General features: G+C 43.4%; 18 protein-coding genes and 3 pseudogenes. 14 read left to right on the forward strand and 7 right to left on the reverse strand.

Annotated elements, in window-relative coordinates; translation table 11 throughout:
• Positions 1 to 5: 5 nt before the first annotated feature.
• The 3 genes from VTH8203_RS10440 to VTH8203_RS10450 all read right to left on the reverse strand — a co-directional run bounded on the left by VTH8203_RS10440 (position 6) and on the right by VTH8203_RS10450 (position 4,644).
• Positions 6 to 1,091: an ABC transporter ATP-binding protein gene (locus VTH8203_RS10440; protein WP_096993624.1), complete on the reverse strand. Its 1,086-nt coding sequence runs from the start codon at positions 1,089 to 1,091 to the stop codon at positions 6 to 8.
• Between the two features lie 74 nt (positions 1,092 to 1,165).
• Positions 1,166 to 2,416, reverse strand: coding sequence for an ABC transporter substrate-binding protein (locus VTH8203_RS10445; protein ID WP_096993625.1), 1,251 nt, complete (start codon positions 2,414 to 2,416; stop codon positions 1,166 to 1,168).
• 119 nt (positions 2,417 to 2,535) lie between these two features.
• Positions 2,536 to 4,644, reverse strand: a complete 2,109-nt coding sequence (locus VTH8203_RS10450; RefSeq protein WP_096993626.1) for an ADP-ribosylglycohydrolase family protein — start codon at positions 4,642 to 4,644, stop codon at positions 2,536 to 2,538.
• Between the two features lie 393 nt (positions 4,645 to 5,037).
• Between VTH8203_RS10450 and VTH8203_RS10455 the strand changes: the two genes are divergently transcribed.
• The 3 genes from VTH8203_RS10455 (at position 5,038) to VTH8203_RS10465 (ending at position 8,584) form a co-directional block, all read left to right on the forward strand.
• Entirely contained in the window at positions 5,038 to 6,450 is a 1,413-nt protein-coding gene (locus tag VTH8203_RS10455) for a GH1 family beta-glucosidase (protein ID WP_096993627.1), read from the forward strand.
• Between the two features lie 89 nt (positions 6,451 to 6,539).
• Complete coding sequence (locus tag VTH8203_RS10460) at positions 6,540 to 7,586, forward strand: substrate-binding domain-containing protein (protein WP_244181191.1); 1,047 nt, start codon at positions 6,540 to 6,542, stop codon at positions 7,584 to 7,586.
• On the forward strand, positions 7,583 to 8,584 hold the full coding sequence (locus VTH8203_RS10465) for a LacI family DNA-binding transcriptional regulator (RefSeq protein ID WP_096993629.1): 1,002 nt from the start codon (positions 7,583 to 7,585) through the stop codon (positions 8,582 to 8,584). The genes VTH8203_RS10460 and VTH8203_RS10465 overlap by 4 nt, the downstream gene beginning before the upstream one ends.
• Before the next feature lie 74 nt (positions 8,585 to 8,658).
• On the opposite strand, the gene VTH8203_RS10470 is transcribed toward VTH8203_RS10465, so the two are convergent.
• Entirely contained in the window at positions 8,659 to 10,050 is a 1,392-nt protein-coding gene (locus VTH8203_RS10470) for a glycoside hydrolase family 1 protein (protein ID WP_096993630.1), read from the reverse strand.
• A gap of 278 nt (positions 10,051 to 10,328) precedes the next feature.
• Between VTH8203_RS10470 and VTH8203_RS10475 the strand changes: the two genes are divergently transcribed.
• Positions 10,329 to 12,077, forward strand: a complete 1,749-nt coding sequence (locus tag VTH8203_RS10475) for an SgrR family transcriptional regulator (protein WP_096993631.1) — start codon at positions 10,329 to 10,331, stop codon at positions 12,075 to 12,077.
• Positions 12,078 to 12,125: 48 nt separating this feature from the next.
• Here the strand turns inward: VTH8203_RS10475 and VTH8203_RS10480 are convergent, their stop codons facing one another.
• Complete coding sequence (locus tag VTH8203_RS10480; RefSeq protein WP_096993632.1) at positions 12,126 to 12,392, reverse strand: DUF5062 family protein; 267 nt, start codon at positions 12,390 to 12,392, stop codon at positions 12,126 to 12,128.
• Between the two features lie 381 nt (positions 12,393 to 12,773).
• Here VTH8203_RS10480 and VTH8203_RS10485 point away from each other — a divergent pair, with 381 nt between their 5' ends.
• Complete coding sequence (locus tag VTH8203_RS10485) at positions 12,774 to 13,241, forward strand: exoribonuclease R (RefSeq protein ID WP_096993633.1); 468 nt, start codon at positions 12,774 to 12,776, stop codon at positions 13,239 to 13,241.
• 103 nt (positions 13,242 to 13,344) lie between these two features.
• On the opposite strand, the pseudogene VTH8203_RS10490 reads toward VTH8203_RS10485, so the two are convergent.
• A pseudogene (locus tag VTH8203_RS10490) lies at positions 13,345 to 14,073 on the reverse strand (helix-turn-helix transcriptional regulator).
• Positions 14,074 to 14,086: 13 nt separating this feature from the next.
• A pseudogene (locus tag VTH8203_RS10495) lies at positions 14,087 to 14,386 on the reverse strand (YbhB/YbcL family Raf kinase inhibitor-like protein); the annotation flags it as partial.
• Positions 14,387 to 14,665: 279 nt separating this feature from the next.
• Between VTH8203_RS10495 and VTH8203_RS10500 the strand changes: the two are divergent.
• From VTH8203_RS10500 to VTH8203_RS10540, 9 genes and pseudogenes are all read left to right on the forward strand, one after another.
• A complete protein-coding gene (locus tag VTH8203_RS10500; RefSeq protein WP_096993641.1) occupies positions 14,666 to 15,199 on the forward strand; it encodes an RNA methyltransferase in 534 nt (177 codons plus the stop codon).
• Positions 15,200 to 15,343: 144 nt separating this feature from the next.
• On the forward strand, positions 15,344 to 15,715 hold the full coding sequence (locus tag VTH8203_RS10505; protein ID WP_096993634.1) for a GntR family transcriptional regulator: 372 nt from the start codon (positions 15,344 to 15,346) through the stop codon (positions 15,713 to 15,715).
• On the forward strand, positions 15,712 to 16,569 hold the full coding sequence (locus VTH8203_RS10510) for an ABC transporter ATP-binding protein (RefSeq protein ID WP_096993635.1): 858 nt from the start codon (positions 15,712 to 15,714) through the stop codon (positions 16,567 to 16,569). The genes VTH8203_RS10505 and VTH8203_RS10510 overlap by 4 nt, the downstream gene beginning before the upstream one ends.
• Entirely contained in the window at positions 16,569 to 17,399 is an 831-nt protein-coding gene (locus VTH8203_RS10515; protein WP_096993636.1) for a hypothetical protein, read from the forward strand. The genes VTH8203_RS10510 and VTH8203_RS10515 overlap by 1 nt, the downstream gene beginning before the upstream one ends.
• Before the next feature lie 437 nt (positions 17,400 to 17,836).
• Positions 17,837 to 18,085, forward strand: a pseudogene (locus VTH8203_RS10520) (immunoglobulin-like domain-containing protein); the annotation flags it as partial.
• 155 nt (positions 18,086 to 18,240) lie between these two features.
• The gene (locus tag VTH8203_RS10525; protein WP_244181192.1) at positions 18,241 to 19,692 is read left to right on the forward strand and encodes an amino acid permease; all 1,452 of its coding nucleotides are present in this window, start codon (positions 18,241 to 18,243) and stop codon (positions 19,690 to 19,692) included.
• Between the two features lie 85 nt (positions 19,693 to 19,777).
• Positions 19,778 to 20,881: an efflux RND transporter periplasmic adaptor subunit gene (locus tag VTH8203_RS10530; RefSeq protein ID WP_096993638.1), complete on the forward strand. Its 1,104-nt coding sequence runs from the start codon at positions 19,778 to 19,780 to the stop codon at positions 20,879 to 20,881.
• Between the two features lie 10 nt (positions 20,882 to 20,891).
• On the forward strand, positions 20,892 to 24,002 hold the full coding sequence (locus tag VTH8203_RS10535; RefSeq protein WP_096993639.1) for an efflux RND transporter permease subunit: 3,111 nt from the start codon (positions 20,892 to 20,894) through the stop codon (positions 24,000 to 24,002).
• A 77-nt stretch (positions 24,003 to 24,079) separates the two neighbouring features.
• A complete protein-coding gene (locus tag VTH8203_RS10540; RefSeq protein ID WP_167385813.1) occupies positions 24,080 to 25,111 on the forward strand; it encodes an IS630 family transposase in 1,032 nt (343 codons plus the stop codon).
• Positions 25,112 to 25,412 lie beyond the last annotated feature (301 nt).

Genomic DNA, 25,412 nt, shown 5'->3' on the forward strand with positions numbered 1-25,412 from the left:
CTCGATTAGGCAGCATGCAAAACTTTGCCTTCAGTGTTAAAGACATGCGTTCGTTTCACATCAAAAAACAGCTCGATGTCTTCACCTTCAAGTCGAGTGAGAGAATCCGAAGAGTCGATTTCTGCAAGGATTTTGTTGTCGCCTAATTGACAGTGTAAGTGGTACATTGACCCAAGAAGTTCAGCATGAATCAAGCGCACTTTAACGCTGGAAACGTGGTCAGACTCAATGGCTTGTCGATTAAGGTACAGATCGCTTGGGCGCACGCCATATTCAATGCCTTCGTGCGAGTTATGCAAACTGCGGTCAAGCTCCACCACTTGATCATTAATATGCAGTCCCCGTGAACTCGACATGCTGGCAGGAATAATATTCATCTCTGGGCTACCAATAAACGTCGCGACAAACCGACAGGAAGGGGAGTCGAAAATCTCCTTTGGTGTGCCAATTTGGGCAATATAACCATCTTTTAAGATAACGACGCGATCCGCTAGGCTCATAGCTTCTACTTGGTCATGCGTTACATAAAGTGTGGTGGTTTTAAGCTTTTGGTGCATGGCTTTAATTTCCGCGCGCATGCTACCCCTTAGTTTGGTATCAAGGTTGGAAAGTGGCTCATCAAATAGAAATACTGATGGCACACGGACCATAGCACGGCCCATGGCAACACGTTGTCTCTGACCGCCAGAAAGCGCTTTAGGATAACGTTTAAGCATCTGAGTCAGCTCTAAGGATTCTGCGACAGCAGCGACTTGTTGTTTAATATCCTCTTTACTGTGGCCTGCCATTTTGAGTGGGAAAGCGATGTTTTGCTCTACGGTCATGTGTGGGTAGAGGGCGTAGCTTTGAAATACCATCGCGGTATCGCGGTCGGTAGGGTGGAGGTCATTTACTAAACGATCACCAATATAGATTTCACCTTCAGAGATGTCTTCCAATCCAGCGAGCATTCGCAGTGTGGTGGACTTCCCACAGCCAGATGGCCCCAAAAATACGACAAACTCGCCATCGTTAATGTGCAGGTCAAACTGCTTAACGACTTCAGTTTTGCCATAGCGTTTTTTCAAATTCTTAAATGTTACAGAAGCCATAGTTATCTACTTACCTAAGATGGAGGGCCTCCTAACAATGGCTAGGAGGCGCTTTGAATATTGATGAAACTAGGTTAGCGGCGTGCGCGACGTTTAATTTGACGAGCGGCATCGGATAACGCTTGATCAATCTCGACGTTACGTGTCAGTACAGATTGAAGCGCATCATCGACAATCTGCTCAGCGATAGGGTCGTGGCGATGTGCTTTGATAGCTGGAATGTTGGCAGCAGCCAGTTTCCACTGCATGCGAGCTTGAGTACCGCCTAAGTATTCAACAGGCTGTTCCATAAACTCAGAGTTTTGCGCTTCGATTAAAGAAGGGAAGATATTGAGCTGTTCGAATACTTCCATCTGAATATCAACACGTTGACTCATAAACTCAATAAACTTCCACGCTTCATCTTTGTGTTCTGCGCGTTTTGGAATAGCCAAGAATGAGCCGCCCCAACTGGCGAACGTATTGGCAGGAAGATCCGCGGTACGCCACACATTTTCTCCCGGAGAGATCCACCCATTAAAATGACCGCCAAGCCACGACCCCATCATTTGACTGGCAATATCACCACGGCGAAGCCCTTCGGTCCACTCGGTACTCCACGCTTTAACCTGAGCATCTAGCTTTGCATCGCGCACTTGTTTAGCCAGCTTGAAGGCTTGTTTGAAACGGTCGGATTCGACCATGATTTTGTTGTTTTGGTCAAAGTAGATAGATTCGCCATCTTTTAAACCGGAGCGAATGACAATGTCTTTCACATCCACCGCATCAGCCACGAGATAGGAGCCGGTTTTCTCTTTGATCTTCTTACCAGACTCAATGAAAGAATCCCAATCGCGAAGCAGCTCTTCTTGAGTGACACCAGCTTTTGCTAACACTTCACTGTGATAGAAAATCGCACCTGGGCCGATATCCACGGGTAGGCTGGACTGTTCACCTTTTGTATTTTGACCGAGTGGAATCGTAAATGGTGAAAACGAATCAGCAAACTGACCAGCATTGTAAGGTGGCAAGTTAAGATCTTCTAAACCGCCAGCATTGGCAAAACGGCCGATGTAACCGACTTCAATCGCCATCACGTCTGGGACGTTCGCACCAGTGGACAGTGATGTTGTCATCGCCGTGTGATGGTCATCAAATGCTAATGAGGTTAGGTTTATCTTAATGTCTGGGTTTTCTTTCTCAAACATAGGGATCGCCATGCGGATCGCTTGGTCATAGTTAGCAAACGCTGCCACATTTAATGTCGTTTGCGCCCATGCCGTGCCAGATAGTGTTGCTAGCGCGATAGCAGAGACAAGTTTGGAGTATTTAATTGCTGTTTTCATTGCTATATCTCTTTAATGTTAGGGTAAGCGCTCAGTTTTTTATTGTTGTCCGCTGAGTCACTTTAGTGTTGATGCTAGTGACCAATCAAGTCACTAGGTCAGGTAAGCGTAAGTTTGTTCTAGAGTGCGACCACCGTCATATCTGTAAAGTGAACCGGGCCTAATTGGTTATAAAAACCTACACCGCCGGAGTAGTAATTTTCTGGCATGGCGTCATCGGTCGCAGTCAGAATGGTGCTACCGTTAATCGAGCAAGCAAACTGATTTCCAATCACTGACAGATCGAACTGATAGCTTTGGTGAGGCTGCCAATGGAACGACTCAGCGGCAATGACAACGTCGTTTCCATAGTCTCGACGTATCAGTGTTAACTGATTCTGTGCATTGAGTTCAAATCGGTAATAGCGCTCAAGTCCTTGATATCGAACGATGGGGCCAAAGGGCTGTTTAATTTGTGGCTTAAGCTCAATAGATAGCGTGTAATCTTGCCAATCATTACTTCCGTAAACGTAGACTCCTGGTCGAGAAGCATCATTGTTCACCAAACGATAGATGTTCTGATTGTCAAACTTAATGCAGGTATCCATGGTATTAATAAAACTGCTTCCCCAGATTTCATGGATTGGATTGCAATCGATACCGATGGTTTGTGATGGCGTGCCATGCCAATCCAACGAGTGCAGTTTTATGTGTCCTGAATCGTTACCCGAGTGAGGGTTGCTAATTTGAAGTCCAACCGATGCAATCATGACATTATCGAGTTTTGGTAAAGTCCACTTGTGACACTCTGGCTGTACGTCGATGTCAAATGGTTGGCTGAAAATACGATTGGTACCCATCTGGCTATCGTAGGTCTCTATGAAGAAATGAACACGAGCGTAGTTACAGTCGGTGGCACCAGATAGCGTGGCTTCAATCACTTGCGAAGGGTAGAGCGTCGGGCTGCCAACAATGTGATATGAAGACTCGTTGACTTTACTCCCTAAAGGCGTGTGCGTGGCGGTACTAACTTGCAACGGTACACCACAGACCAAATGCGAGAAATCTAGACGCAGCGCTTGCTCACTATTACTAAGACGGGCATTTTGGTTGTAATTCAAATCAGGATTGATGGAAAATCCTTGCAATGATCCTTTAGGCGTGAAGTGGAACCTTGGACGTCTCGGTAGTCGCTCGTTGTTATGTAATTGATGAGCGATGGCATAAAGCTTGTCTGCTTCTTGAACGGCATCAAAAATGTGATCTTGAATGTTGGCACTTGGAAGAAGAATTCTGTCTGCAACAGGTGTGCGCCAATCAAAACCGTCGTCAAGAGCCGCTAAGCCCAGTCGTATGCCGTTTAGGCAACCCACATTGGCTGCGTTGCAATCAGTATCCCAGCCTAGTGTATTCACAATTTTCATCGCTTCATGGAAACTGTCTGCGCCGTATAACAGGGATAAAATAATTAATCCGTGGTTTGGCACGACGTGACAGGTGCCGTTGAACTTGTCATAACCATAATTCGCCTTAAGCTGTGAGAACGCCCAATTCCAATCGTGCGGGTTTTCAACATGCCAGCGGCGAACAGCGTTAATGACCTCAGCAATTTTCGAGTCTGTTGGAATATAGCTCAGCCCAAGATCGATTAAGGTTTGCAGGTCGCTTTCGATGAAGGCTTGTGACTCCATCACGGCCAGTAAAACTGCAGCATAAACCGCTTCACCGTCGTGGCTAACTTGAGCCGCTTGTGCTGCCAAGTACGCTGCTTTGTCTGGCATTGCAGGGTTAATCAGTGCCCAACCATCAATAAAAATTTGGGCACCGATTTGTTCAGCAACGGTCTTTCCATTCGTTTCGATGGAGCCACTTTGAGGAGCCTCAATCCCATTGCGTAAGTTGATCCATGCGGTGTGCTCAGTAGATTGTCCATAACCACCCCACCAAAGAATCGTTTTTCCTTCAATTAGGTTATCTAACCAAGATTGGCCAATGTGACGGCTAGAAAAGTCTGGTCGATAATGGTGGTCTGCCAGCGCATGAGTAAATAAGAAAGTCCCTGTAATATCATCGTCACTAACGATAAGAGGGTGATTAACTTGTTCGTTGACGTAACGATTTATCTCTCCGAATTTGTCGACAATGCTCTCGTTAATCCAACCTTCAAAAGGTCTTCCTGCATATACGCCAATTATTTTTCCTAAGATGCCAGCGTATAGCTTTTCGTAATACGTATTATCTAATTTCATTCTTGTTTTAGGTCTCTATATAAATCCGATTGAAAATGCACAGGACAAACATGCGGTGACTGAACGTCTAAAATTATGCTATCGAACAATAATGTGAGGTTTTGTGATCTAATCCACTCTGTCTAATTTGCATAACTCACAGGTTATGAAATATTTTTCATGATAAAGTATTGATATAAAGAGGTTTAATGTTCTGATTTGGAAAATATTTCATGGCATTGTCGTAATTCTAAATATTGTTCATGGTTTCGATATAAATAAAAAATACGGCGAATGTAGTGAGACAAACATCACTCAATTAAAACAACAATTTGTTTAGCCTTGTCGTATTACCGAGCCGAGGAAGGTGTAGCGAACTGCATTGACCAAAGCCTATAAGAACAAGGAGCAACAATGGCGTTTAGAGACGATTTTATTTGGGGTGCTGCTGCAGCGAGTTATCAAATTGAAGGTAACACCCAAGGTGTGGATGGTTGCGCAGAGTCGGTTTGGGACATGTGCTCTCGACGCAACGGATTTGTGAAGGGGACCAACACAGGCTTCATGGCTTGCGATCATTATCACCGTTATGAGGAAGACGTAAAAATCATGCAATCCATCGCTTTACAAGCGTATCGGTTGAGCATTATGTGGCCAAGAGTGATGCCTGAAGGAACGGGTAAAGTGAATACTCAAGGTCTAGATTTTTACGACCGTTTAGTGGATGAGTTGCTTGCTAAAGGGATTTCCCCTTGGGTGACCTTATTTCATTGGGACTATCCGATGGCTCTGTTCCACAAAGGAGGATGGCTAAATGATGACTCTAGCGATTGGTTCGCTGAGTATACCAAAGTCATCGTCGACCGTTTGTCAGACCGTGTGGAGAATTGGTTTACCTTAAACGAACAAGCGTGTTTTATTGGTTTAGGTCACCAAACTGGCGTGCATGCTCCGGGTCTTGAACTGCCTGTAAAGGAAGTCAATCGTGCGTGGCATAATGCGTTACTTGCTCATGGTAAAGCGGTGCAAGTGATTCGTTCACATTCGAAACGCCCAGCTAAGGTTGGGGCAGCGCCTTGTTTTAGAACGGCAGTACCTATGACTAACAGTCCGGAAGATGTTGCGGCTGCAAAAGCTCATACGTTCAATGTTATTAACAAAGAAATGTTTAACGCGAGCTGGTGGATGGATCCTGCTTTTAACGGTGAATACCCAGAGGATGGATTAGCGTTGTTTGGTGCAGATGCTCCGGTTGTCAAGCCTGGTGACATGGAAACGATTTGCCAGCCATTGGACTTTGTTGGCTTTAATGTCTATCAGTCAGAAATGGTGCGTGCCACAGCCGATGGAAAACCGGAAGTGGCCTATCCAAACAACTATCCGAAAACCCATTTCGATTGGCCGATCACCCCTGAAGCACTTAAATGGGGTACTGAGTTCTTATATGAACGTTATCACAAGCCGATTATTGTGACCGAGAATGGACTCAGTACCAACGACTGGGTCAGCTTAGATGGCAAAGTGCATGATACGACACGTATCGACTTCCTACATCGTTATTTATTAGGTCTAAAAGAAGCGTCTGCGAATGGCGTCGACATTATGGGTTACTTCCAATGGTCAATACTCGATAACTTTGAGTGGGCTGAAGGTTATAAGCAACGCTTTGGTCTGGTTCATGTTGATTACGAAACGATGAAGAGAACGCCAAAGGAATCCGCGCTTTGGTATAAGTCTGTGATCGAATCGAATGGAGCCTCACTGGGAGAGGCGAGTGCGCTGCAAGGCTGGATGAAACCGAGCGACTTTAATCGAAATACTTGTTAATGCTCTCGGTTTAATTTTGTCAACTCGGGTAAGCTATAAAGCGTCTATGTTTAGGCGCTTTTTTTATGGGCGCTGATGTTGGTAGGACCATGAAAAAAGAAAAGGAAAGTAAAGTTACCTCAACTGAGGTCGCAAAACGCGCAGGTGTCTCTCCTAGTACCGTTTCCCGTTATTTGAATCGAACCAGTTTCATTGCCAAAGACAAGGTGCTCGCCATTGAAGAAGCGATGTTCGCCTCCGGCTTCAAAAGTAAACCTCGAAAATCGCAACCTGTCACTAAACGTAGTATGTCTATTGGCGTGGTTGCAGCATCATTTGATAGTCCACATATTGCAAGAATCTTAAAGGGCATGGACAGCACTGTGCTCAACCATTCGTATCAGATTATTGTTGAGACAAGTCATTGGAATAAAGCGCGTGAAACAGAAATCCTTAAGCAGTTTAAACACCGAAATGCTGATGCGATAGTGTTAATTGGTAGCTACCTCAATGATGCGGAAGTCAAAGCAATCTTAGGTAAAACGCCAGTCCTGCTGCTAGGAAGTCCGGTCTACCTTGCACCAACAGATACCATTACCGGTATACCTCAGGTACTCGTTGATAATGAGCTAGGGGGATATTTAGCAACAAATCATCTGATTCAACTAGGGCATACCAGAATTCTTCACCTGCGCGGCGCTATTGGCAACAATGATGCAGATGAACGGGTAGTGGGATACCGACGCAGTTTAGAGAAAGCAGGTATTGAAGTGTTGGATGAACTCATCATTGAAGGCGGGTTTAAGTCAGAACAGTCACTTGAAGCTGTGAAAGCAACGATAGACCAAGGCATAGAATTCAGTGCTATCTTCGCTTCTAACGATGAAAGTGCTTATGGGGCGATTCAAGCGCTGGATCAACGGGGTTACAAAGTGCCAAATGATATGTCGTTAATTGGCTTTGATGACTTGCCCTTTTCGAGCTACTTGATACCGCAACTCACCACAGTAAAACAGCCGCTCGAGATCATGGGGTCCATTGCAATACGCTATGCACTTGATTTGATTAGTGGAGTTAAGCCAAACTACCAAGTCCCACCAGTGGAAGTGATTGTCCGAAACAGTACACAAAGGAATGCGGTGAAATCGGCCATATGAAAGAGAAGAAAGCCACCATATACGATGTTGCTAGAATGGCTGGCGTATCGCCAAGCACCGTCTCTCGATATCTAAATAGAACGACTTTTATCGCTAAAGATAAAGTTGATACCATCGAAAATGCGATTTTTGAGCTCGGTTTTAAACCTAAAGGCCGCAAAGCACAGCCTAAAACCAAACGAAATATGAAGATCGGTGTCGTCGCACCTTCATTTGATACTCCTTATGTCAGTCGCATTTTATACGGTATGGACCGAAGGATGCGTAACCACAGTTACGACATTATTATCGAAACTACGAACTGGGAACAAAGTCGTGAACGTCACGAGCTGCAAGATCTGGTGTCGCGACAAGTGGATGGCATCATTGTTGTCGGTGGTGATTTGGCGGAAGAAGATATCGCAGCGCTGACGGGGAAAATCCCAACGTTGTTGATGTGTCGAAGAGGTAAGGGGATCCTGCCTCTTATTAACGTTGATAATGAAATGGGAGGCTACCTAGCCACTAACCACTTAGTTCAGCTAGGCCACAAGAAAATCATGCACTTAGCTGGTCCTAGCGGCAATATAGATTCAGAAAATCGGATTGCAGGCTATTTACGCTCGCTACAAAACGCAGGATTGGTCGCCGAACCTGGTATGGTTATCGACGGTCACTTTGAATCAAGAAACGCCTTTCAAAATTTGACCACGGCCTTAAAAGGCGGAATTAAACCCACCGCAATATTTGCCGCCAATGATCATAGCGCTTTTGGTGCAATTCAAGCTTTACATCAATACGATTTGCGAGTCCCTGAGGATGTCTCGGTAATTGGCTTCGATGATCTCCCCATTGATGAATACTACATTCCCCGATTAACGACGGTACGCCAACCGTTTGCTGAAATGGGAGAAATAGGAGTCAGATACCTGCTCGACCTAATCAGTGGCAACAAACCAAACTACGATATTCCTCCAGTTCAAGTCATTATCCGCGATAGTACCCAAACTCAGAGTTAATGAATGCGCCTTTTGGCTTACAATCAATCCGGTAAACAAAAGCCAGACGTGTTGTCTGGCTTTTTTCTTTTGGGTTATTCGCTTAGTGATTTACCTTGGGTTTTAATCACTTCTTGATACCAATAGAAGCTTTTTTTACGCTTCCGTTCTAGTGTGCCGTTGCCGTCATCATGTCGGTCGACATAAATGAAACCGTAACGCTTACTCATTTCTGCGGTGGAGTTCGCTACAAGATCGATAGGACCCCAACTAGTGAATCCCATTAGTTCAACACCATCTTCAATCGCTTCTCTCGCTTGTACTAAATGGTCATTTAGGTACTTGATGCGGTAGTCATCGTCAATATTGCCATTTGCATCAATTTCGTCTCGCGCACCTAGGCCATTCTCTACAATAAACAACGGCTTTTGGTATCGATCGTGCAGGAAGTTAAGCAAAATGCGCAGTCCTTTCGGATCGATCAACCAACCCCACTGACTTTTCTCAAGGTATGGGTTTGGCACACTATCAACGATATTACCCACTTCTTTTTGCTTTGGATCGGCACTTGCACAGCCACTGGCGTAATAGCTAAATGAAATGAAGTCAACAGATGCAGCAGCGATGGTTTCTAGATCACCTTCGTGAATATCGAGTTCGATGTGATTTTCACGGAAGTAACGCAGCATGTAGCCTGGGTATTGACCACGAGTTTGTACATCTCCGAAGAAAAGCCATTTGTTGTTTTCGTGCATAGCAGCAATAACGTCGTCAGGATTGCATGTGTATGGGTAGTTTAACGCCCCCAACAGCATGTTACCGATCTTGCCATCTGGAATGATTTTTTGGCAAAGTTTGACTGCTTTTGCATTGGCGACCAATTGATGATGGATAGCCTGATAGATTTCTTGTTCTGTAGCATCTTCTTGCAAACCTACACCAGTAAAAGGCGCGTGCAATGACATGTTGATTTCATTGAATGTCAGCCACAGTTTCACTTTGTCTTTGTAACGTTCAAATACTGTTGTAACGTAACGTTCAAACATTTCAATCAGTTTTCGGTTACCCCAGCCACCGTAGTTTTCTACTAACGCATAAGGCATCTCGTAGTGAGACAAGGTCACGAATGGTGTCATGTTGTACTTCGCTAACTCATCAAATAGACGGTCGTAATAAGCAAGTCCCGCTTCGTTTGGTTGTGCGTCATCACCATTTGGGAAAATGCGAGTCCAAGCGATGGAAAGTCTTAAGCAGTTAAAGCCCATCTCATCAAAAAGCGCAATGTCTTCTGGATAACGGTTGTAGAAGTCGATAGCAAGATCCTTGATACCAGGTGTACGTTGATCGCGAGTTTGGTGAGGACTCAAAATGCCTGAAGGCAGCATGTCTGAGGTCGAGAGTCCTTTGCCATCAAGGTTATAAGAACCTTCAACTTGGTTAGCAGCAATGGCGCCACCCCACAGGAAGTTATCCGGAAACTGAGTCATATGAAACCTCTAAGCTTATTTGCTTTGTTGATTGGGATTTGTCGCTAATGAGCTTGCTGTCAGCAACAATCTGTAAGTAAAACGACTATAGACCTAGTATTGAATAATATAGGGAATGAAAAAAGAGCGAATGTTTTTTTATAATCTTCCTCAATATATACTTTTAAACGAATTTCAGCGCTATATAAGGGGTTCTGGATTTAAATGGGGAATAAAATGTATCGTTATTTTCCCGGTTGTGCTTCGAAAACAGTATTCTTAGGTAATTGAGGGATGAGATGAAAGACCAACGCGCACTGCATTATTATGAACGTTTACTGCCGCTAGGAACCAAGTGTGATGTGTTGATTTCTCTGTCTGAAGTGGCGGAGAAACTTTGTACTACGACTCGTCATAGTCGAACCTTGTTACAAGAACTTCAGCAACGACAATGGCTTACTTGGCTACCTAAAGTTGGTCGGAACCAACGCTCAATGATACACCTTGCTTTTGAACGTGCTGAACTTCGCCAACTATTGGCAAGGGTACAAATAGAGGCTGGATACTATGAAACAGCGATGGCGTTTCTCGAAGAGGATCAACGCCAGTTCGGAGCTTTATTGCGTCAGACTTCAGGTGCCATTGTGCGTGAAGATCAGTTGCATATTCAACTTACTTATCAACGGGTCTTTAGTGAATTACTGCCTCATATTCCACTGAGGAACAGTGAACGATTCTTAGTGAGACAAGTCTATGCCTGCCTAACAGGGTGTGACAAAAATGGGCAGCTAACCCCTCAGCTTTCTCATGCATGGACCAGTAATGAACACGCGACCATTTGGCGCTTCTATGTTCGTCCACAACTTAAATTTCACTCTGGTGAGATTATCTCTGCCGCACTTATCAAAGACCTATTTGAGCAGTTGCGCCATCTTCCAGAATATCGTGAAGAACTGTCGCATGTGGTGGCTATCTCCTATACGAAGCAAAGTGTGACGTTTGAGCTTAGCAGTCCAGATCTTGGTTTTGCCGCCTTGCTGTCTGATTTACGCTATTCCATTCAGCCACCTAAGCAAATCGGCTCTGATCTCCTAACGACAGTCGATGGATCTGGCGCGTTCCAAGTTGTCGAGCAATCGGGTGAGCGCTTGAGGTTACAAGCAAATGACTTTTATTTTGGACTGCGCGCTTTGACCGACACGGTAACAATTTGGCAGTTAGCCAATACGCCGAGTGAACGCATTCAGTTAGGCCATTATGACCAGCCTAATCTTTTAGATAGGCCTGACTACTTAATTGAAAACCGCAGTGATGTTCGGGAAAGCACCCAGACTAGAATCGAAAATGGCTGCCTGTATATGTTGTTTAATGCAGCCAGCACGCAACAGTTAACGCTTGCACAGCGGCGTTGGTTGGTGAGCGTACTTTCACCTGAAACGATATTGCAACATGATCAATTGTCAGAACTGTTAATGGCGTCGATTCCAGCTTATAACTTCTTACCTAGTTGGACACAGATTAAACCCTGTCAACCTGAACCGGCATCGCTTCCAAGTTGTTTGGATATAGCGGTTTACGACCATCTAGTAATCAAAGATTGCGCTCAAGTGATGAAACACACTTTGAATCAATTGGGTATCGACTGCACCATCAATGTCTACTCACTAGAAGAACTGCATAAGTTGTCGCAACACCGTGAGCTCAATGAACCGTTAGTGATTGCCAGTTTTAATGTAGATGATAATTTGCCTATCTCTGTTTATCGATGGTTGATGTCAGATTCTATTTTGCACCAAGGTTTATCGGATGATGCTTCAGCGTGGCTAAGAGCTGAAGTGGTCAATGTTCGTGAACATAGCCAAGTGACTCATTATTTGGCGAAGCTAGAGTCTATTGCGACAACGATGCATTACCAGAACTGGCTTACACCTCTATTTCATCATAGACAGACATTACGTTGGAAAGGGGTGCTGCAGGGGGTATCTATTACGGATTGGTCTTGGCCAGATTTTAGAAATGTTTGGATTGAGGATGACATCGAGCACTAGTGAAAGTGTCATGGTGCCTGCGAAACAACAGGCTCCATGACATATTGGCTATTTTAGAGGGTCATTATCAGGCAAGGCACTGTGAAGCCAGATAGCGAGTCGTTTTTTGATGTGAGGTCCATCTTCTTTGTCTTCTGGGAGAGGGACGATTTGTTTTACTTCTATAAGAAAATGATAGAGAGCTTTTGCTTTGGTTGCGGGGGTTGCCGATTGATCCTGAATCGGATAACCCTGCATCGCTGCCATTTTGCAGCCTACTTCCAATGCCTTTTTGAATAACTTGTCTTCGTTTTCGAGCTTCGTTGTTTTTGACATTTTTTACCTCGCACGCTGATAGCTATGATGTTATTCGATGGTGGTCATTACGTGATGGTGCACTACCACCGTGATGAGTATTAAGCTTAGTCGAATCCATTTACGTAGTATTTTTTTAGAAGACGAAAAATAATAAACCTCACGGTATCGCAAGGCTCAACCGAGATTCTTACCTTTTTATGGTCTTCTTCAAATTCTGCAAAGACTTAGCCATATTTTCTGCCGTTGCGGATGCGAAGACGGATAACTTAACGAATTAGCGTTGTAATTTAGATAGTGTGGGACACAGTCAACCCCGGAACTTTAAGGAAACAGTGGAAAATTGCCGTAATCTTATTAGAATGCGCGGTTCAATTTGATCGTTAACCAGAGCGACTTTATATGCTTCGTGATTACACCTTTAACTGCCTAGTAACCATGCCACGTCATGAACTGGAAGAGTTCAGTCTTCGAATGATTAGCCGAATGGTGCCAGAAGATGTGATGACTGAGTTGTTTACCTTTGAACACGAAGAAGTAGACAGCGAAGAGCGCATGATGACAGCGCGCCTTGACGCAACGTTGCGAATGACAGCGATTGCTCTAAGCGAGATTCAACAAGCGTTTGATGACTCTGACAACGCTAAGCAGAACAGTGAGCGAATGACTCGATTAGTGCTTTGGCACTTTTACGCCATTTCATTCAATTTAGAGACGGCAATTACGTTGGAAGCGCACTGTGAACAGGTCGAAAAACTATTGATTGACCCTCCACAAGATGCGTTTGGCTGGGTGAAAACATTGACTGAGTTGCTGCACACGTATGCGAAGATAAACGCTGATCTTAATCCGCAACAAGACGCGGAATAATTTACTGACAACTCGAATGTAGTTAGGAGTACGCCTTGAGAGCTGGGGACGTTGTCCTAGAACTTAGAGGCTTAACAGGTCCAGTTAGAGCGGGTTCCTAAAACTATGTCGTGACGGTCTTAATATAATCCTTGGGGGTTAAGCCAAACTTGCCTTTGAAGCGTTGACTAAACCTTCCTTCCGACTGGTAACCACACGACTGCGCCAACAAAGCGATATTACGAGTCCCACCCTGTATTCAAGACAAAGCATGATTTAATCGCACTTCTACCAATAGTTCTCGGTACTGTGTGCCTTCTTGTTTAAGTTTACGAATCAAAGTGGCACGACTCATCGCAAAGTGGATCGCAATGGTTTCTAGCGCATGCTCTTCACTGGGAGAAAGTGAAAGGTAGCGACTTAACTTTTGACTAAATAGGGTGTTTACGTCGGAGAATAACTGATGCAATGCACCGATTTCCGCTAATTGTTGGTAAAACCCCATCACCCAAAAGGTACGTGTTTCGTTGCTCATGTTGTACTGATCAAACGAGAACAAAGCATTGAGTATGTCTTGCAGGCCGCTGGTTGCACTTAGCAGCGGTGTTTCCTCTCCTTGACCATTATTTCTACTGAGCTCGAGCATAGATTCCGGCGGTAAACAATGAAAGCTGAAGACTCGAGATAAAAATCGTCCTTTTTGTGGTAAATTTTCGAAACTGAGTGAGGCAGACGCATCACTCAGCAACAATTTTGAATGGGATACGTCTATAACATTATCTTTCCAAAACAGTCGCTTACTGCCGGAAATAATTTGAATAATACTAGGGGAATGCATTCGCACGTTTCTCAGTTTTTGGCTTTGCTCCTCGTGGTAGTTCCGTCACAGAAGCGGGGATGTTAAAAGCAATCCAGTGCCAAAAACCACTGCCAGTAGGTGCATCTGGGTCATAAGCAGTGATGGCGAAACTCTTAGTACCAGCTGGAGCATCGCTCCATGATAGCTGAGGTGATAGGTTGCCGCCATCGCAACCCCAGCTGTTATATTCAAAGGTTTTGGCCATTGGGTGCCCTTCTTGAATATCTTGACTCTTCAACTCAAATGCGTGCGCTGACCCCATAGCTAATAGGCTTAATGTTAAGACTGATTTGGTGATGATTTTCATTGTGATGCTCCGATGTTTAAGTTCGGAGTTAAGTCTATCGCCTCAATAGTATCGAAATATAACAATAAGTATCACATTTTGTTTTTATGTCCATTTTAATGATACTTATTGTGATTTTTGTGCGATTTTTCGATGAAGCCTGAACATTCCATGGCGTTCTTTTATCACGACTCATTGTTGATAAAGCGAATGCAGCAAACAACCATTATCTATGGCATAATCGCGCGCCGTAAAAGCCGAGCTTTTTCTTTTTCAATGTACTTAACTAGAACGATACCGATGACAACTAAATCAACCGTGATTATTGGATTGCATAATCCAAAAAGTCCAACCAATGTAGGCGCAGTGATGAGAGCTGCAGGCTGCTATGACGCATCTCAAGTTCGCTACAATGGGACTCGTTACAGTCGAGCGGTCAGATTTCAAACAGACACACAGAATACTCAGGAACGAATCGCTTTGGTTGAGATGGATGATCTTACCGCTGAGCTGGATAAAGGTGTGGCTGTTGTTTGTGTTGAGTTTGCTGTAGGGGCGACCTCATTGCCTTCATTCTGCCACCCAGAGAACGCGGTATATATTTTTGGACCAGAGGATGGATCGCTCCCTCAAGACATAGTGGATAGGGCCGACCACGTGGTTTATGTGCCTACGCATGGTTGCATGAATCTTGCGGCGACGGTTAATGTAGTGCTTTACGACCGCTTAGCCAAATCCATAGGTCAAGTTGATGATTATCAACAAGTGATCGCGAATCGAGACAACAAAAATCGCCTCAAAGTGAAGGCGGCATCAGACCAAGTTACACAGTGATAAACAAGTAATCGTATCGCAAACCGCGTTCGCCAACTGTCGTTGGCGCGGTTTGCGCATATTGTTGTGAAAAACAATTCCCTTTTGTTTCTGCATCCTTGGTGTTATACATATATATAACACCAATTCAGCTAAGGGGCGCTAATGACGCATTGGCATGATCGTCAACCGATTTTTCGTCAGTTGGCTGACCAAATTACTCAGCAAATCCTTCAAGGGATATGGCAAGAAGGCCAACCACTACCATCTGTTCGTAATGTCTCGGCAGACATGAAGATTAACCACTTAACGGTAATGAAAGGTTATCAGTTGCTAGTGGATGAAGGGCTGGTAGAAAAGAGGCGGGGTCAAGGTATGTTTGTTGCGACTGGGGCTAAAAGCCGACTATTGAACGACGAAAAAGCGCGCTTTCTAGAACAGCAAATACCTCAAATTGCCGCAACACTGCAGCGTCTGGATATGTCTTTAGAGGAGTTTGTCCAGCAAATTAAACCACATATTAAAGGTGACCAATGAGCGCTTTAGTTAGTGTGCAAAATGCATCCAAGCAATATAGCAAGCAAGGTGAAGGCTTGCACGACATCAGTTTTGAGTTACAGGCTGGTCAGGTACTCGGCTTGCTAGGACACAACGGTGCCGGTAAATCAACACTCATTAACGCCTTACTTGGCGCACACGAATATAGTGGAACCATACGCATCAATGGTTTCGAGCCATTAACACAGCGTGACAAGATCATGCAAAGCCTGTCCTACATTTCAGATGTCAATGTACTTCCTGGTTGGATGACGGTGGCACAGCTGCTGAACTATACCGAAGGAGTGCACACAGGGTTTGATCGTCACAAAGCCGATGAGCTACTTCGCCACACTAATATCAAGCTGCGTACTCGAATCAAGGCGCTGTCTAAAGGTATGAAAGTTCAGCTTCATTTAGCGGTGGTGATTGCAACTAATACGCAAATACTCATTTTAGATGAACCGACATTAGGGCTAGATTTAGTCTATCGAGAGACGTTCTATCGTCACTTGCTAGAGTGGTTTCACGATGGAGAGAGAGTGTTAATCATTGCCAGTCATGAAGTGAGTGAGATAGAGCATCTACTTGCTGATGTGCTGATTCTGAAACAAGGTCGCTCAGTATTACAAAGCTCGATGGAAGCCATCAGTGAAGATTACTTTATCCTTGATGCTAATGATGAACATCGAATGCAAATTGAAACCATGAACCCGCTCTCATTTCAAAAAGGATTAGCAAGTACGAAATGGCTTCTGTCCTCGCACCACGCAAAGCAAGCTGAAGCATTAGGTGCGATATATGAGGTGAAGTTAGCCGATCTGTTTTTGGCTTTACAAAAGGAGGCCGTATAATGCGTTCAATTATTGCAATGCTGCGTAAAGAGTGGATAGAAAACCCACTGGTAACACGAGTGCCTCTATTCATGCTTGCGTGTAGTTTGCTTTTATTTATCAGTGTAATGAGCAGTTCGACGTTACAAACTAATATGTTTTTTCATATGAGCTATAGCGGCGATGTGAGTGATCTTCACAAAGATATGGCAAATGACGTGAGTATGTTAGTTATGGGTGGAGCAGGGTTGTTGTCAATTTTGCTCGGTACTCAGTATTTCCCAAGAACGTTGCGTAAAGAGCGTTGTGAAGGCAGCATCATGTTTTGGCGCAGCATGCCAGTTAGCGATGTAAAAACGCATCTAGTCAAATTGGCCTTTGGTCTTCTAGTCATTCCTTTCGTGTGCTCTGCTTTGGTATTTTGTGCTGATTTACTATTGTGGTTACTCAATACTTCAACGGACCATCAGTTAGCCTTACTGCATCGACAGTCCTCACTGTTTGACGTGGTGATTAACTGGTTGGTTTTTTGTATGAAAATGACGGTTGCGGGAGTATTACTGCTGCCGTTAGCACTGAGTGCAATGGCACTATCGCAAAAAGTGAATTCTCCGTTACTTGTTATGTTAATCGCTATCTACGCTTTGCGTTGGATGCCGATTGCTATGTTTGGTTTTTACGGAATTGACCAGTTTTTCTCAGATATTTTCTATCTGCCTTTGCATGCGATTCTTGCCGTTAACCCCTTTAGTGCAATACCGCAAGCAGGTTGGTTTAATGTAGGTATTTACACCTTAATAGGCATAATGGCTTGGTTCACTAGCATTAAATTTAGTCGCACAGTGAGTTAACCACTTATAGTGGCGGCAATGTATAGAGCCCCTGCAGCTCAGGGGCCAATACAGGTTGGGTTATTGATACTCAATCACTTTAGCGACCAACGGTTTGATTTCTTCATCGCTGCTTTAACTAGAGCAGTCAACGACGTTAGCGACTCATTAACATTATTTACGCAATAAAATATATGTCGGATAACTGGCTTGTAACGATAGAATTATCGTTAAAACCCGCATGTATGCCTTAATTATTCTTTCAGGTCTAGAGTTTTTAGATAATTCACTTTTCTTCGTGAATTAAGATCACGATATCGAAAATCCAAACAAAACTATGATACATGCCGTATGAATAATTGATTGCTTCAATCATATAATTTCAGGTGAACTCAATGCGTTACTGTATCTAAATGCTGAGTGGATCCCATCATGGAATTGAATGAATAAGAGGTAATATCGTGAAGCACAAAACGCTCTCTATTGCAGTAGCTCTAGGTTTAGGCTGTATTGTGAATGCCGCATCAGCGAATGAAATGGTCAACCCAGAAGCTGGTGTAGTGGTAGGTTATTGGCATAACTGGTGTAATGCCGTTGGTTATAAAGGTGGTAACTCACCTTGTGTTACGTTGGATGAGGTTGACCCTATGTACAACGTAGTCAACGTTTCATTTATGAAGGTGTTTAATACTAGTGACGGTCGCATCCGGTTTGCAAATTAATGACGAATACTCTTGGTGAGTTAATTGAGTTGACGATAGCTTGTGATAGTTCTGAGTATCCATAGAAACACTGTGTTATTTAAATTTTTGTATGAGTCATTTGTATACAGAAAAATGAGCTGCACTTTAGCCAATCGAATATGCGTATAGATCTTACAGGGAATTTGATGATGAATGAGTCGGTAAGCAGTCGCAAGCATCTTAGCTTGTTTGGATTCTTTGCCTTAACCGCAACGATGGTAATGACGGTTTATGAATACCCAACCTTTGCGTCTTCAGGTATTTCTTTAGTCTTTTATCTTGTTGTTGCTGGGCTGTTTTGGTTCCTTCCTGTTGCATTGTGTGCCGCAGAAATGGCAACGATAGAGGGCTGGGATAAAGGCGGGGTCTACACATGGGCGGGTAAGACACTCGGAGAAAAATGGGGTTTTGCTAACATATTCTTTCAATGGTTCCAGATCACTGTCGGGTTTGTCACCATGATTTATTTCATACTTGGTGCACTGTCTTACGTCCTTGACTGGGATGCACTAAACAACGACCCGATGATACGTTTTATTGGCGTTATGGTGATCTTCTGGGGACTGACTTTATCTCAGTTTAAAGGCACAAAGTTCACAAGTACGATAGCAAAATATGGCTTCATTCTGGGCATTGCTATTCCGGCAATCATTTTGTTTACGTTAACAATGGGCTTCTTTTTGACTGGCGGCGTAAGTGATATGGATCTATCACTTAGCAACATGGTTCCAGACTTTACCCAATTAAATACTGTTGTCGTCTTTGTGTCGTTTATTCTTGCCTATGCAGGTATTGAAGCGTCAGCAACACACGCAAATGAAATGACAAATGTCAAACGTGATTATCCAATTGCGATTATTTTACTTGTCTTATTGGCAATTGGCTTAAACACTATTGGTGGTATTGCTATCGGTGCCGTGGTACCGGAAGAATCTCTTGGTTTATCCATAGGGGTAGTACAAGGTTTTGAAGGCTTATTTGCCCATTTTACGGACCACGCAGGTTGGGTGGTTAGGATTGTCGCTGTATTTATCGCATTTGGAGTATGTGCTGAGGTATCTGCGTGGGTAGTAGGTCCATCGTGGGGTATGCTTGAAGCGGGTAAAGACGGTCTGTTACCTAAAAAGCTAGCAGAGACTAATGAATATGATGTCCCAGTCAAGTTTCTAATTATGCAAGGAATTATAGTAAGTATTTGGGCAGCAGTACTTACCTTTGGCGGGAGTGGCGCCAATGTATCATTCTTTACTGCAATATCGTTAACCGTAGTTATTTACTTAGTCGGTTACATTATATTCTTTATTTCATACCTAACAGTAGTATTGAAGTTTAAAGAACTACCAAGAGCGTTTGAAATCCCTGGTGGAACACCCGTAAAACTAATTTGTGCAATAGCAGGGCTTGCTATCTCATTTGTCGCGCTTGGTATATCATTCATTCCACCTGCTCAGTTAGGTGGAGGTGATGCTTCTACCGCTTACTTGACAATTCTCATTATAAGTTTTGCCATAACCTTATGTATTCCATTTTTTGTGTATCGAAGAATGAGAGCAAATAAAACCTCAAAATGAATGAAATTTTAATATATGTTGGGCTCATAATGTAAGTTCAACATATATTCTATTTTAACATTACTATCATTATTAGGAGGTTACGGTGAAAAAATGGATTTTTGGTGTTATTATCATCGCTGTTCTTGCCTTCGGGAGTGTGATTGGATTTAATCTATTTGTGAATAATAAGATTAAAACGACGATAGCAAACCTACCCGAGCCTATTTTCCCAGTAACTGTTGAGCAATTGAAACCAACAGTATGGCCTCAGAATATTAGAGCTATTGGATTTATTGAACCATATCAAGGTGTTGATGTTTCGAATGAAGTCTCTGGTATCGTGACTGAAATTAATTTTGAAAATGGTGAGCGCGTAACTGCAACGACAATATTAGCCTCATTAAATGATCAGGTACAGCAAGCTGAGTTAAAAGAGCAACAGGTGCAACTACCCGCTGTTAGAAATGATTATTTAAGGGTCAAAAGTCTCTATAGTGAAAAATCTGTCTCAGAACAGAGCCTACAAGCCGCAGAGGCGAAATATCAAGCCTTATTAGCGAACATCGAAAGTTTAAAAGCCAACATTGAGTTACGTAAAATCCGCGCGCCTTTCGATGGAAAACTCGGTATTCGCAACATTAACCTTGGGCAATACGTACCTGTTGGCACTGATATAGTAAGACTCGAAGATTTATCTGTGATGCGAGTCAGATTTAGTGTACCGCAATCGAAAATTGGTCACTTAAAAATAGGGCAGCGCATCTCACTGAGTGTTCAATCTTATCCAAACAAAAACTATGAGGGAAAAATCAACGCAATAGAACCAGTAATTAATGACAAAACTGGTTTAGTTATGATTCAGGCAGAGATACCAAACGACGACAGAACCTTGATGGGTGGTATGTTCGCAGAGGTGAATGTGACGTTAAGTGATCTAGATAAACAATTTGTCGTTCCTCAAACGTCCATTGCGTTCGCGCTTTACGGCAACTCCGTGTTTGTTGTAGAAAAGGACGGAAGTGACCATCGTGTCAAACAAATCACAGTTGAAGTGCTGCAGAGAGATGGAAATTTCGCGCTAATAAAGGGCGATTTAAAGTTTGATCAACAAGTAGTCACAACAGGAATTTTGAATTTGGGCAACAATACAAAAGTGAACATTGTAGAGAGCCCGATAGACACGCCAGACAAAATGCCTAAGCTTTAGGAGTGCGATCATGAATTTTACTGACATTTTCATTCATCGCCCCGTGATGGCTGCCTCACTGAGTATCTTAGTTCTACTTCTAGGCCTTAATGCATTAAAAGATCTACAAGTTCGTCAGTACCCAGAAATGACAAACACAGTGATTAAGGTGACGACGCCGTATCCTGGTGCTGACGCTGAACTTATTGAGGGGTTCGTAACACAACCTTTAGAGCAAGCGCTATCTCAAGTTGATAATTTAGATTTCATGACATCGACGAGTCAACTTGGTTCTTCTTCTATAACATTAAATATGATGTTGAACACAAGCCCGGAAGAAGCATTATCTAGCGTACTATCTCAAATTAATTCTGTTACTAATCAACTCCCTAGAGAGGCCTATAATCCATCGGTAACTTCTTCAACCGGCTCAACGACGTCGATCATGTATATATCGTTTTATAGTAGTGATTTAGATTCGAGCCAAATAGTAGACTACCTCGAAAGAGTAGTTAACCCACAGATATCGACGGTGAATGGGGTGTCAAACATTCAGATGATGGGGGGAACACCATTTGCTCTTAGAATTTGGCCTAATCCAGAAAAGTTGGGACAGTTCAACTTGACCACTGGTGATTTGGTGAATGTATTACAGCAAAATAACTATCAGTCTGCAGTGGGCCAGTTCAATAGTTATTTGACAATATTAAATGGTACGATCGATACCCAAGTCGAGACCGTTGATGGCTTGAGAAGTCTTGTGATAGACAGCAGTAATGGGCAAGTAGTCCAATTACAGGACGTCGCCGAAGTGACGCTTGGTAAAAGCAGTGATGGAACCAGAGCGTTGGCGAACGGCAAAGAGGCTGTGATCATTGGCATCAATGCTACGCCAACAGCAAACCCACTTGATGTCGCTAAAGGGGTTCGTACACAACTCCAAGTTATTGAAAAGAATTTACCAAATACTATTCAGTCAACATTGATTTATGACTCTACTTTAGCAATCACAGACTCAATCAATGAAGTAATAAAGACCATAGTAGAAGCGGCGTTGATTGTTATCGTCGTTATTCTTTTGTTTTTAGGCTCTTTTCGTGCAGTGATTATTCCTATTGTCACCATACCATTATCACTGATTGGTGTTATTGCTGTTATGCAAGTGTTTGGATTCACCTTGAACTTGATGACACTCCTTGCCATGGTACTGGCGATAGGGCTTGTCGTTGATGATGCCATTGTTGTGGTTGAAAACGTCGAACGACACATAAAAATGGGGACGAAGCCTTTTCAAGCAGCGTTAGTAGCGACAAGAGAGATTGCGGTTCCTGTAATTTCAATGACCATCACGCTGGCAGCGGTTTATGCACCGATTGCACTAATGGGAGGCGTAACTGGCTCATTGTTTAAAGAGTTCGCGCTTACGCTGGCTGGAGCGGTTGTCATATCCGGGTTTATAGCATTAACACTCTCTCCAATGATGTGCTCCAAAATGCTCAAAGCCCACGCAAAGCCAAGTAAGTTCGAATCCATGGTTGAAAGGGTACTTGGAAGCATCACTGATACGTATCAAAGAGTGTTGTTAACGGTATTAGAGCGTAAAGCCGCAGTGGTTTTATTTGCTTTGCTGGTGCTGGTGTCCCTGCCAGTTATATTTAGTTTCATCCCCTCCCAGTTAGCACCGGATGAAGATCAAGGCGTAGCCGTTATTATCGGTTCAACACCTTCGACATCGAATAACGATTACATCCAAGCAAATATGCAGCTAGTGAATGATGTAGTAATAAAACAATCGCAAGTTGAAGCATCACTGGCATTAATTGGTGTGCCTACTAGCAGCCAAGGTTTAGCCATTGCCCCGTTGATTCCGTGGAGTGAAAGAACTCTCAGCCAAAAAGAGATCTCTGCGAATATAAATAAAGAAATCAAAAAAATTCCGGGTATAACTGCGACAACATATCAAATGCCGTCATTGCCAGGCGCATCCGGAGGCTTACCTATCCAGTTTGTTATAACCAGTCCGGCGAGTTTTGAAACGTTATATGCTATTGGTAACAAGCTGTTAGATAAAGCCAAAAAGAGTCCTCTGTTTGTTTATACTGATGTGAATCTTAAGTACGACTCGGGTTTGGTTCGTTTAAAAGTCGATAGAGAAGCTGCAGGTGCTTATGGTGTGACCATGCAAGACATTGGGGCAACATTAGGTACGATGATGGGAGGCGGTTACATTAATCGGGTCAATATTGATGGTCGCTCTTATGAGGTGATCCCACAGGTCGAGCGTTCGTTTCGTGACAACCCGAGTCTCATCGAAGAGTTTTACGTGACCGCACAAAATGGAAGAGCAATCCCACTGTCTAGTTTAGTCAGTTATTCCGTTGAAGGGCAGGCAAAATCTTTGCCTCACTTTAATCAAATGAATTCGATTTCAATTGAAGCCGTCCCTGCACCCAACGTCGCGATGGGAGATGCGATTGCGTTCTTTGAACAGTTGGCTAAAACCGACCTCCCAGTGGGATACGGTTATAATTTTATGGGTGAATCTCGACAATTTGTTCAAGAAGGGAGCTCTCTTTATGTCACCTTTGCGTTGGCGCTGGCGATCATATTTCTGGTATTAGCGAGTCAGTTTGAAAGTGTGCGCGACCCACTAGTTATTATGTTCACTGTTCCACTTGCAGTCAGCGGCGCATTAATTGCTCTGGGTTGGACGCATATATCAGGAGAGACCTCTCTTAATATATATTCACAGGTTGGTTTAATTACCTTAGTGGGTTTAATTACCAAACACGGCATTCTCATGTGTGAGGTCGCCAGAGAAGAACAAATGTTCAAGGGAGCCACGAAACATGAAGCGATCTTGGAGGCGGCCACGATTCGATTGCGTCCTATCTTAATGACGACCTCGGCAATGATTGCCGGGTTAATACCGCTGCTTCTGGCCACAGGAGCAGGGGCAGCCTCACGTTACAATATTGGATTAGTTATCGTTGCGGGCCTTGCAGTCGGTACTTTATTTACTTTGTTCGTTCTTCCTGTCATGTACACTTATATCGCAAGTGAACATAAACAAAATATTCTGAAAGAAGAGCAAACTGATGCTGAAGGTATCGGATTAATATCAAAACCGAAAGATACCTAGAAATAACGCCTTGGTTCTATACCCGTGATCATTGAAGTTGCTTGATTTTCAATAGAATCAGGATCATGCTACGCACCATGAAAATTACACTGACTCCTCAACAGAAACTACAACTCGAACAAACACACGATTCGACTCGTGATGGTCGAGTGCGTGATCGCATTAAAGCAGTTTTGCTTGCTTCTGAAGGTTGGAGTCAGACCATGATTGCTCAAGTTCTTCGTATCCATGAATCGACTGTTGCACGCCATCTCAGCGACTACGTTCTGTCTGAAAAACTGAAGCCTGAAAATGGTGGAAGTCAAAGCAAGCTTTCTGCCACTCAAACCATGCAGTTAATCGAGCATTTGACTGAGAAAACCTATTCCCACACCCATCAAATTGTCGCCTACGTTAAAGAGACATTTGGACTTGATTACACGGTTTCTGGTATGAACAAATGGCTTCACTACAATGGTTTTAGTTACAAGCAACCGAAAGGCGTTCCACATAAGTTTGATGAAGCAAAACAACAAGCATTCATAGAGGCTTATGAAGCGCTAAAGACAAGCTGTGGCAAGGATGAGTCGATAGTCTTTATTGATGCCGTTCACCCAACACTATCAACAAAAATATCTCATGGCTGGATACGAACTGGTCAAGATAAAGTGATTGAAACAACGGGCAATCGCAGTCGATTAAACATTATTGGGGCACTGAACCTTTCGGATATTGGTGCAACCATTGTTCACGACTATGAGAGCATTAACAGTGAATCGATGGTTCGTTTTTTCTGTGAGTTAAGAAAGAGTTATCCCTTAGCCCATAAGCTTCATACCATCTTGGACGGTGCGGGGTATCACCGAAGTGACTTAGTCAAAGATGCGGCGTTTGTCCTGAATATTGAACTGCATTATCTTCCACCTTACAGCCCAAACCTCAACCCAATAGAGCGGCTATGGAAAGTTATGAATGAGAAATCGAGGAACAACGTTTACTTCAAAAGGAAACGGGATTTCAAAGCTGCAATAGACCAATTTTTTGCTGTGACTCTTCCAGAGATCGCAGTTACTTTGACATCTCGAATTAATGATAATTTTCAGGTTCTCAAGCCTGCATCTTCAAGTTGATTCGGTATATCAATGAATGCAAAAATTCAGTTAAGAACGTCTTCTTATTGGAGACCGAGTGGCAACATAGGAGCTTCTAGCATTAGCAAATGTGGCTCTTCTCCGCTTTGTTGAGTCATAACGCAATACTTATGACTTCTACCATACTGACTAATAACCCTTTTTTAGTCAGTATGGATGAATCCTATTTTGACCCAGTTACTTTCTCAGCTTTTACATATTCAGGGGCAGGCAATCCAGTCGATTAAGGTCGATGAATCCACTCAAACTGTTGACGTTTACTGTCGTCGAGACCGACGAT

Source organism: Vibrio thalassae, from assembly GCF_900089835.1.
Classification (GTDB): domain Bacteria; phylum Pseudomonadota; class Gammaproteobacteria; order Enterobacterales; family Vibrionaceae; genus Vibrio; species Vibrio thalassae.

Excerpts from the sequence above, each read along its gene's own strand:
- VTH8203_RS10455 (WP_096993627.1), top strand. The coding sequence starts at position 5,038 with ATGGCGTTTAGAGACGATTTTATTTGGGGTGCTGCTGCAGCGAGTTAT.
- VTH8203_RS10505 (WP_096993634.1), top strand. The coding sequence starts at position 15,344 with ATGACGCATTGGCATGATCGTCAACCGATTTTTCGTCAGTTGGCTGAC.
- VTH8203_RS10445 (WP_096993625.1), bottom strand. The coding sequence starts at position 2,416 with ATGAAAACAGCAATTAAATACTCCAAACTTGTCTCTGCTATCGCGCTA.
- VTH8203_RS10480 (WP_096993632.1), bottom strand. The coding sequence starts at position 12,392 with ATGTCAAAAACAACGAAGCTCGAAAACGAAGACAAGTTATTCAAAAAG.
- VTH8203_RS10525 (WP_244181192.1), top strand. The coding sequence starts at position 18,241 with ATGCGTATAGATCTTACAGGGAATTTGATGATGAATGAGTCGGTAAGC.
- VTH8203_RS10540 (WP_167385813.1), top strand. The coding sequence starts at position 24,080 with ATGAAAATTACACTGACTCCTCAACAGAAACTACAACTCGAACAAACA.
- VTH8203_RS10485 (WP_096993633.1), top strand. The coding sequence starts at position 12,774 with ATGCTTCGTGATTACACCTTTAACTGCCTAGTAACCATGCCACGTCAT.
- VTH8203_RS10465 (WP_096993629.1), top strand. The coding sequence starts at position 7,583 with ATGAAAGAGAAGAAAGCCACCATATACGATGTTGCTAGAATGGCTGGC.
- VTH8203_RS10515 (WP_096993636.1), top strand. The coding sequence starts at position 16,569 with ATGCGTTCAATTATTGCAATGCTGCGTAAAGAGTGGATAGAAAACCCA.
- VTH8203_RS10535 (WP_096993639.1), top strand. The coding sequence starts at position 20,892 with ATGAATTTTACTGACATTTTCATTCATCGCCCCGTGATGGCTGCCTCA.
- VTH8203_RS10450 (WP_096993626.1), bottom strand. The coding sequence starts at position 4,644 with ATGAAATTAGATAATACGTATTACGAAAAGCTATACGCTGGCATCTTA.
- VTH8203_RS10470 (WP_096993630.1), bottom strand. The coding sequence starts at position 10,050 with ATGACTCAGTTTCCGGATAACTTCCTGTGGGGTGGCGCCATTGCTGCT.
- VTH8203_RS10460 (WP_244181191.1), top strand. The coding sequence starts at position 6,540 with ATGAAAAAAGAAAAGGAAAGTAAAGTTACCTCAACTGAGGTCGCAAAA.
- VTH8203_RS10510 (WP_096993635.1), top strand. The coding sequence starts at position 15,712 with ATGAGCGCTTTAGTTAGTGTGCAAAATGCATCCAAGCAATATAGCAAG.
- VTH8203_RS10475 (WP_096993631.1), top strand. The coding sequence starts at position 10,329 with ATGAAAGACCAACGCGCACTGCATTATTATGAACGTTTACTGCCGCTA.
- VTH8203_RS10440 (WP_096993624.1), bottom strand. The coding sequence starts at position 1,091 with ATGGCTTCTGTAACATTTAAGAATTTGAAAAAACGCTATGGCAAAACT.
- VTH8203_RS10500 (WP_096993641.1), top strand. The coding sequence starts at position 14,666 with ATGACAACTAAATCAACCGTGATTATTGGATTGCATAATCCAAAAAGT.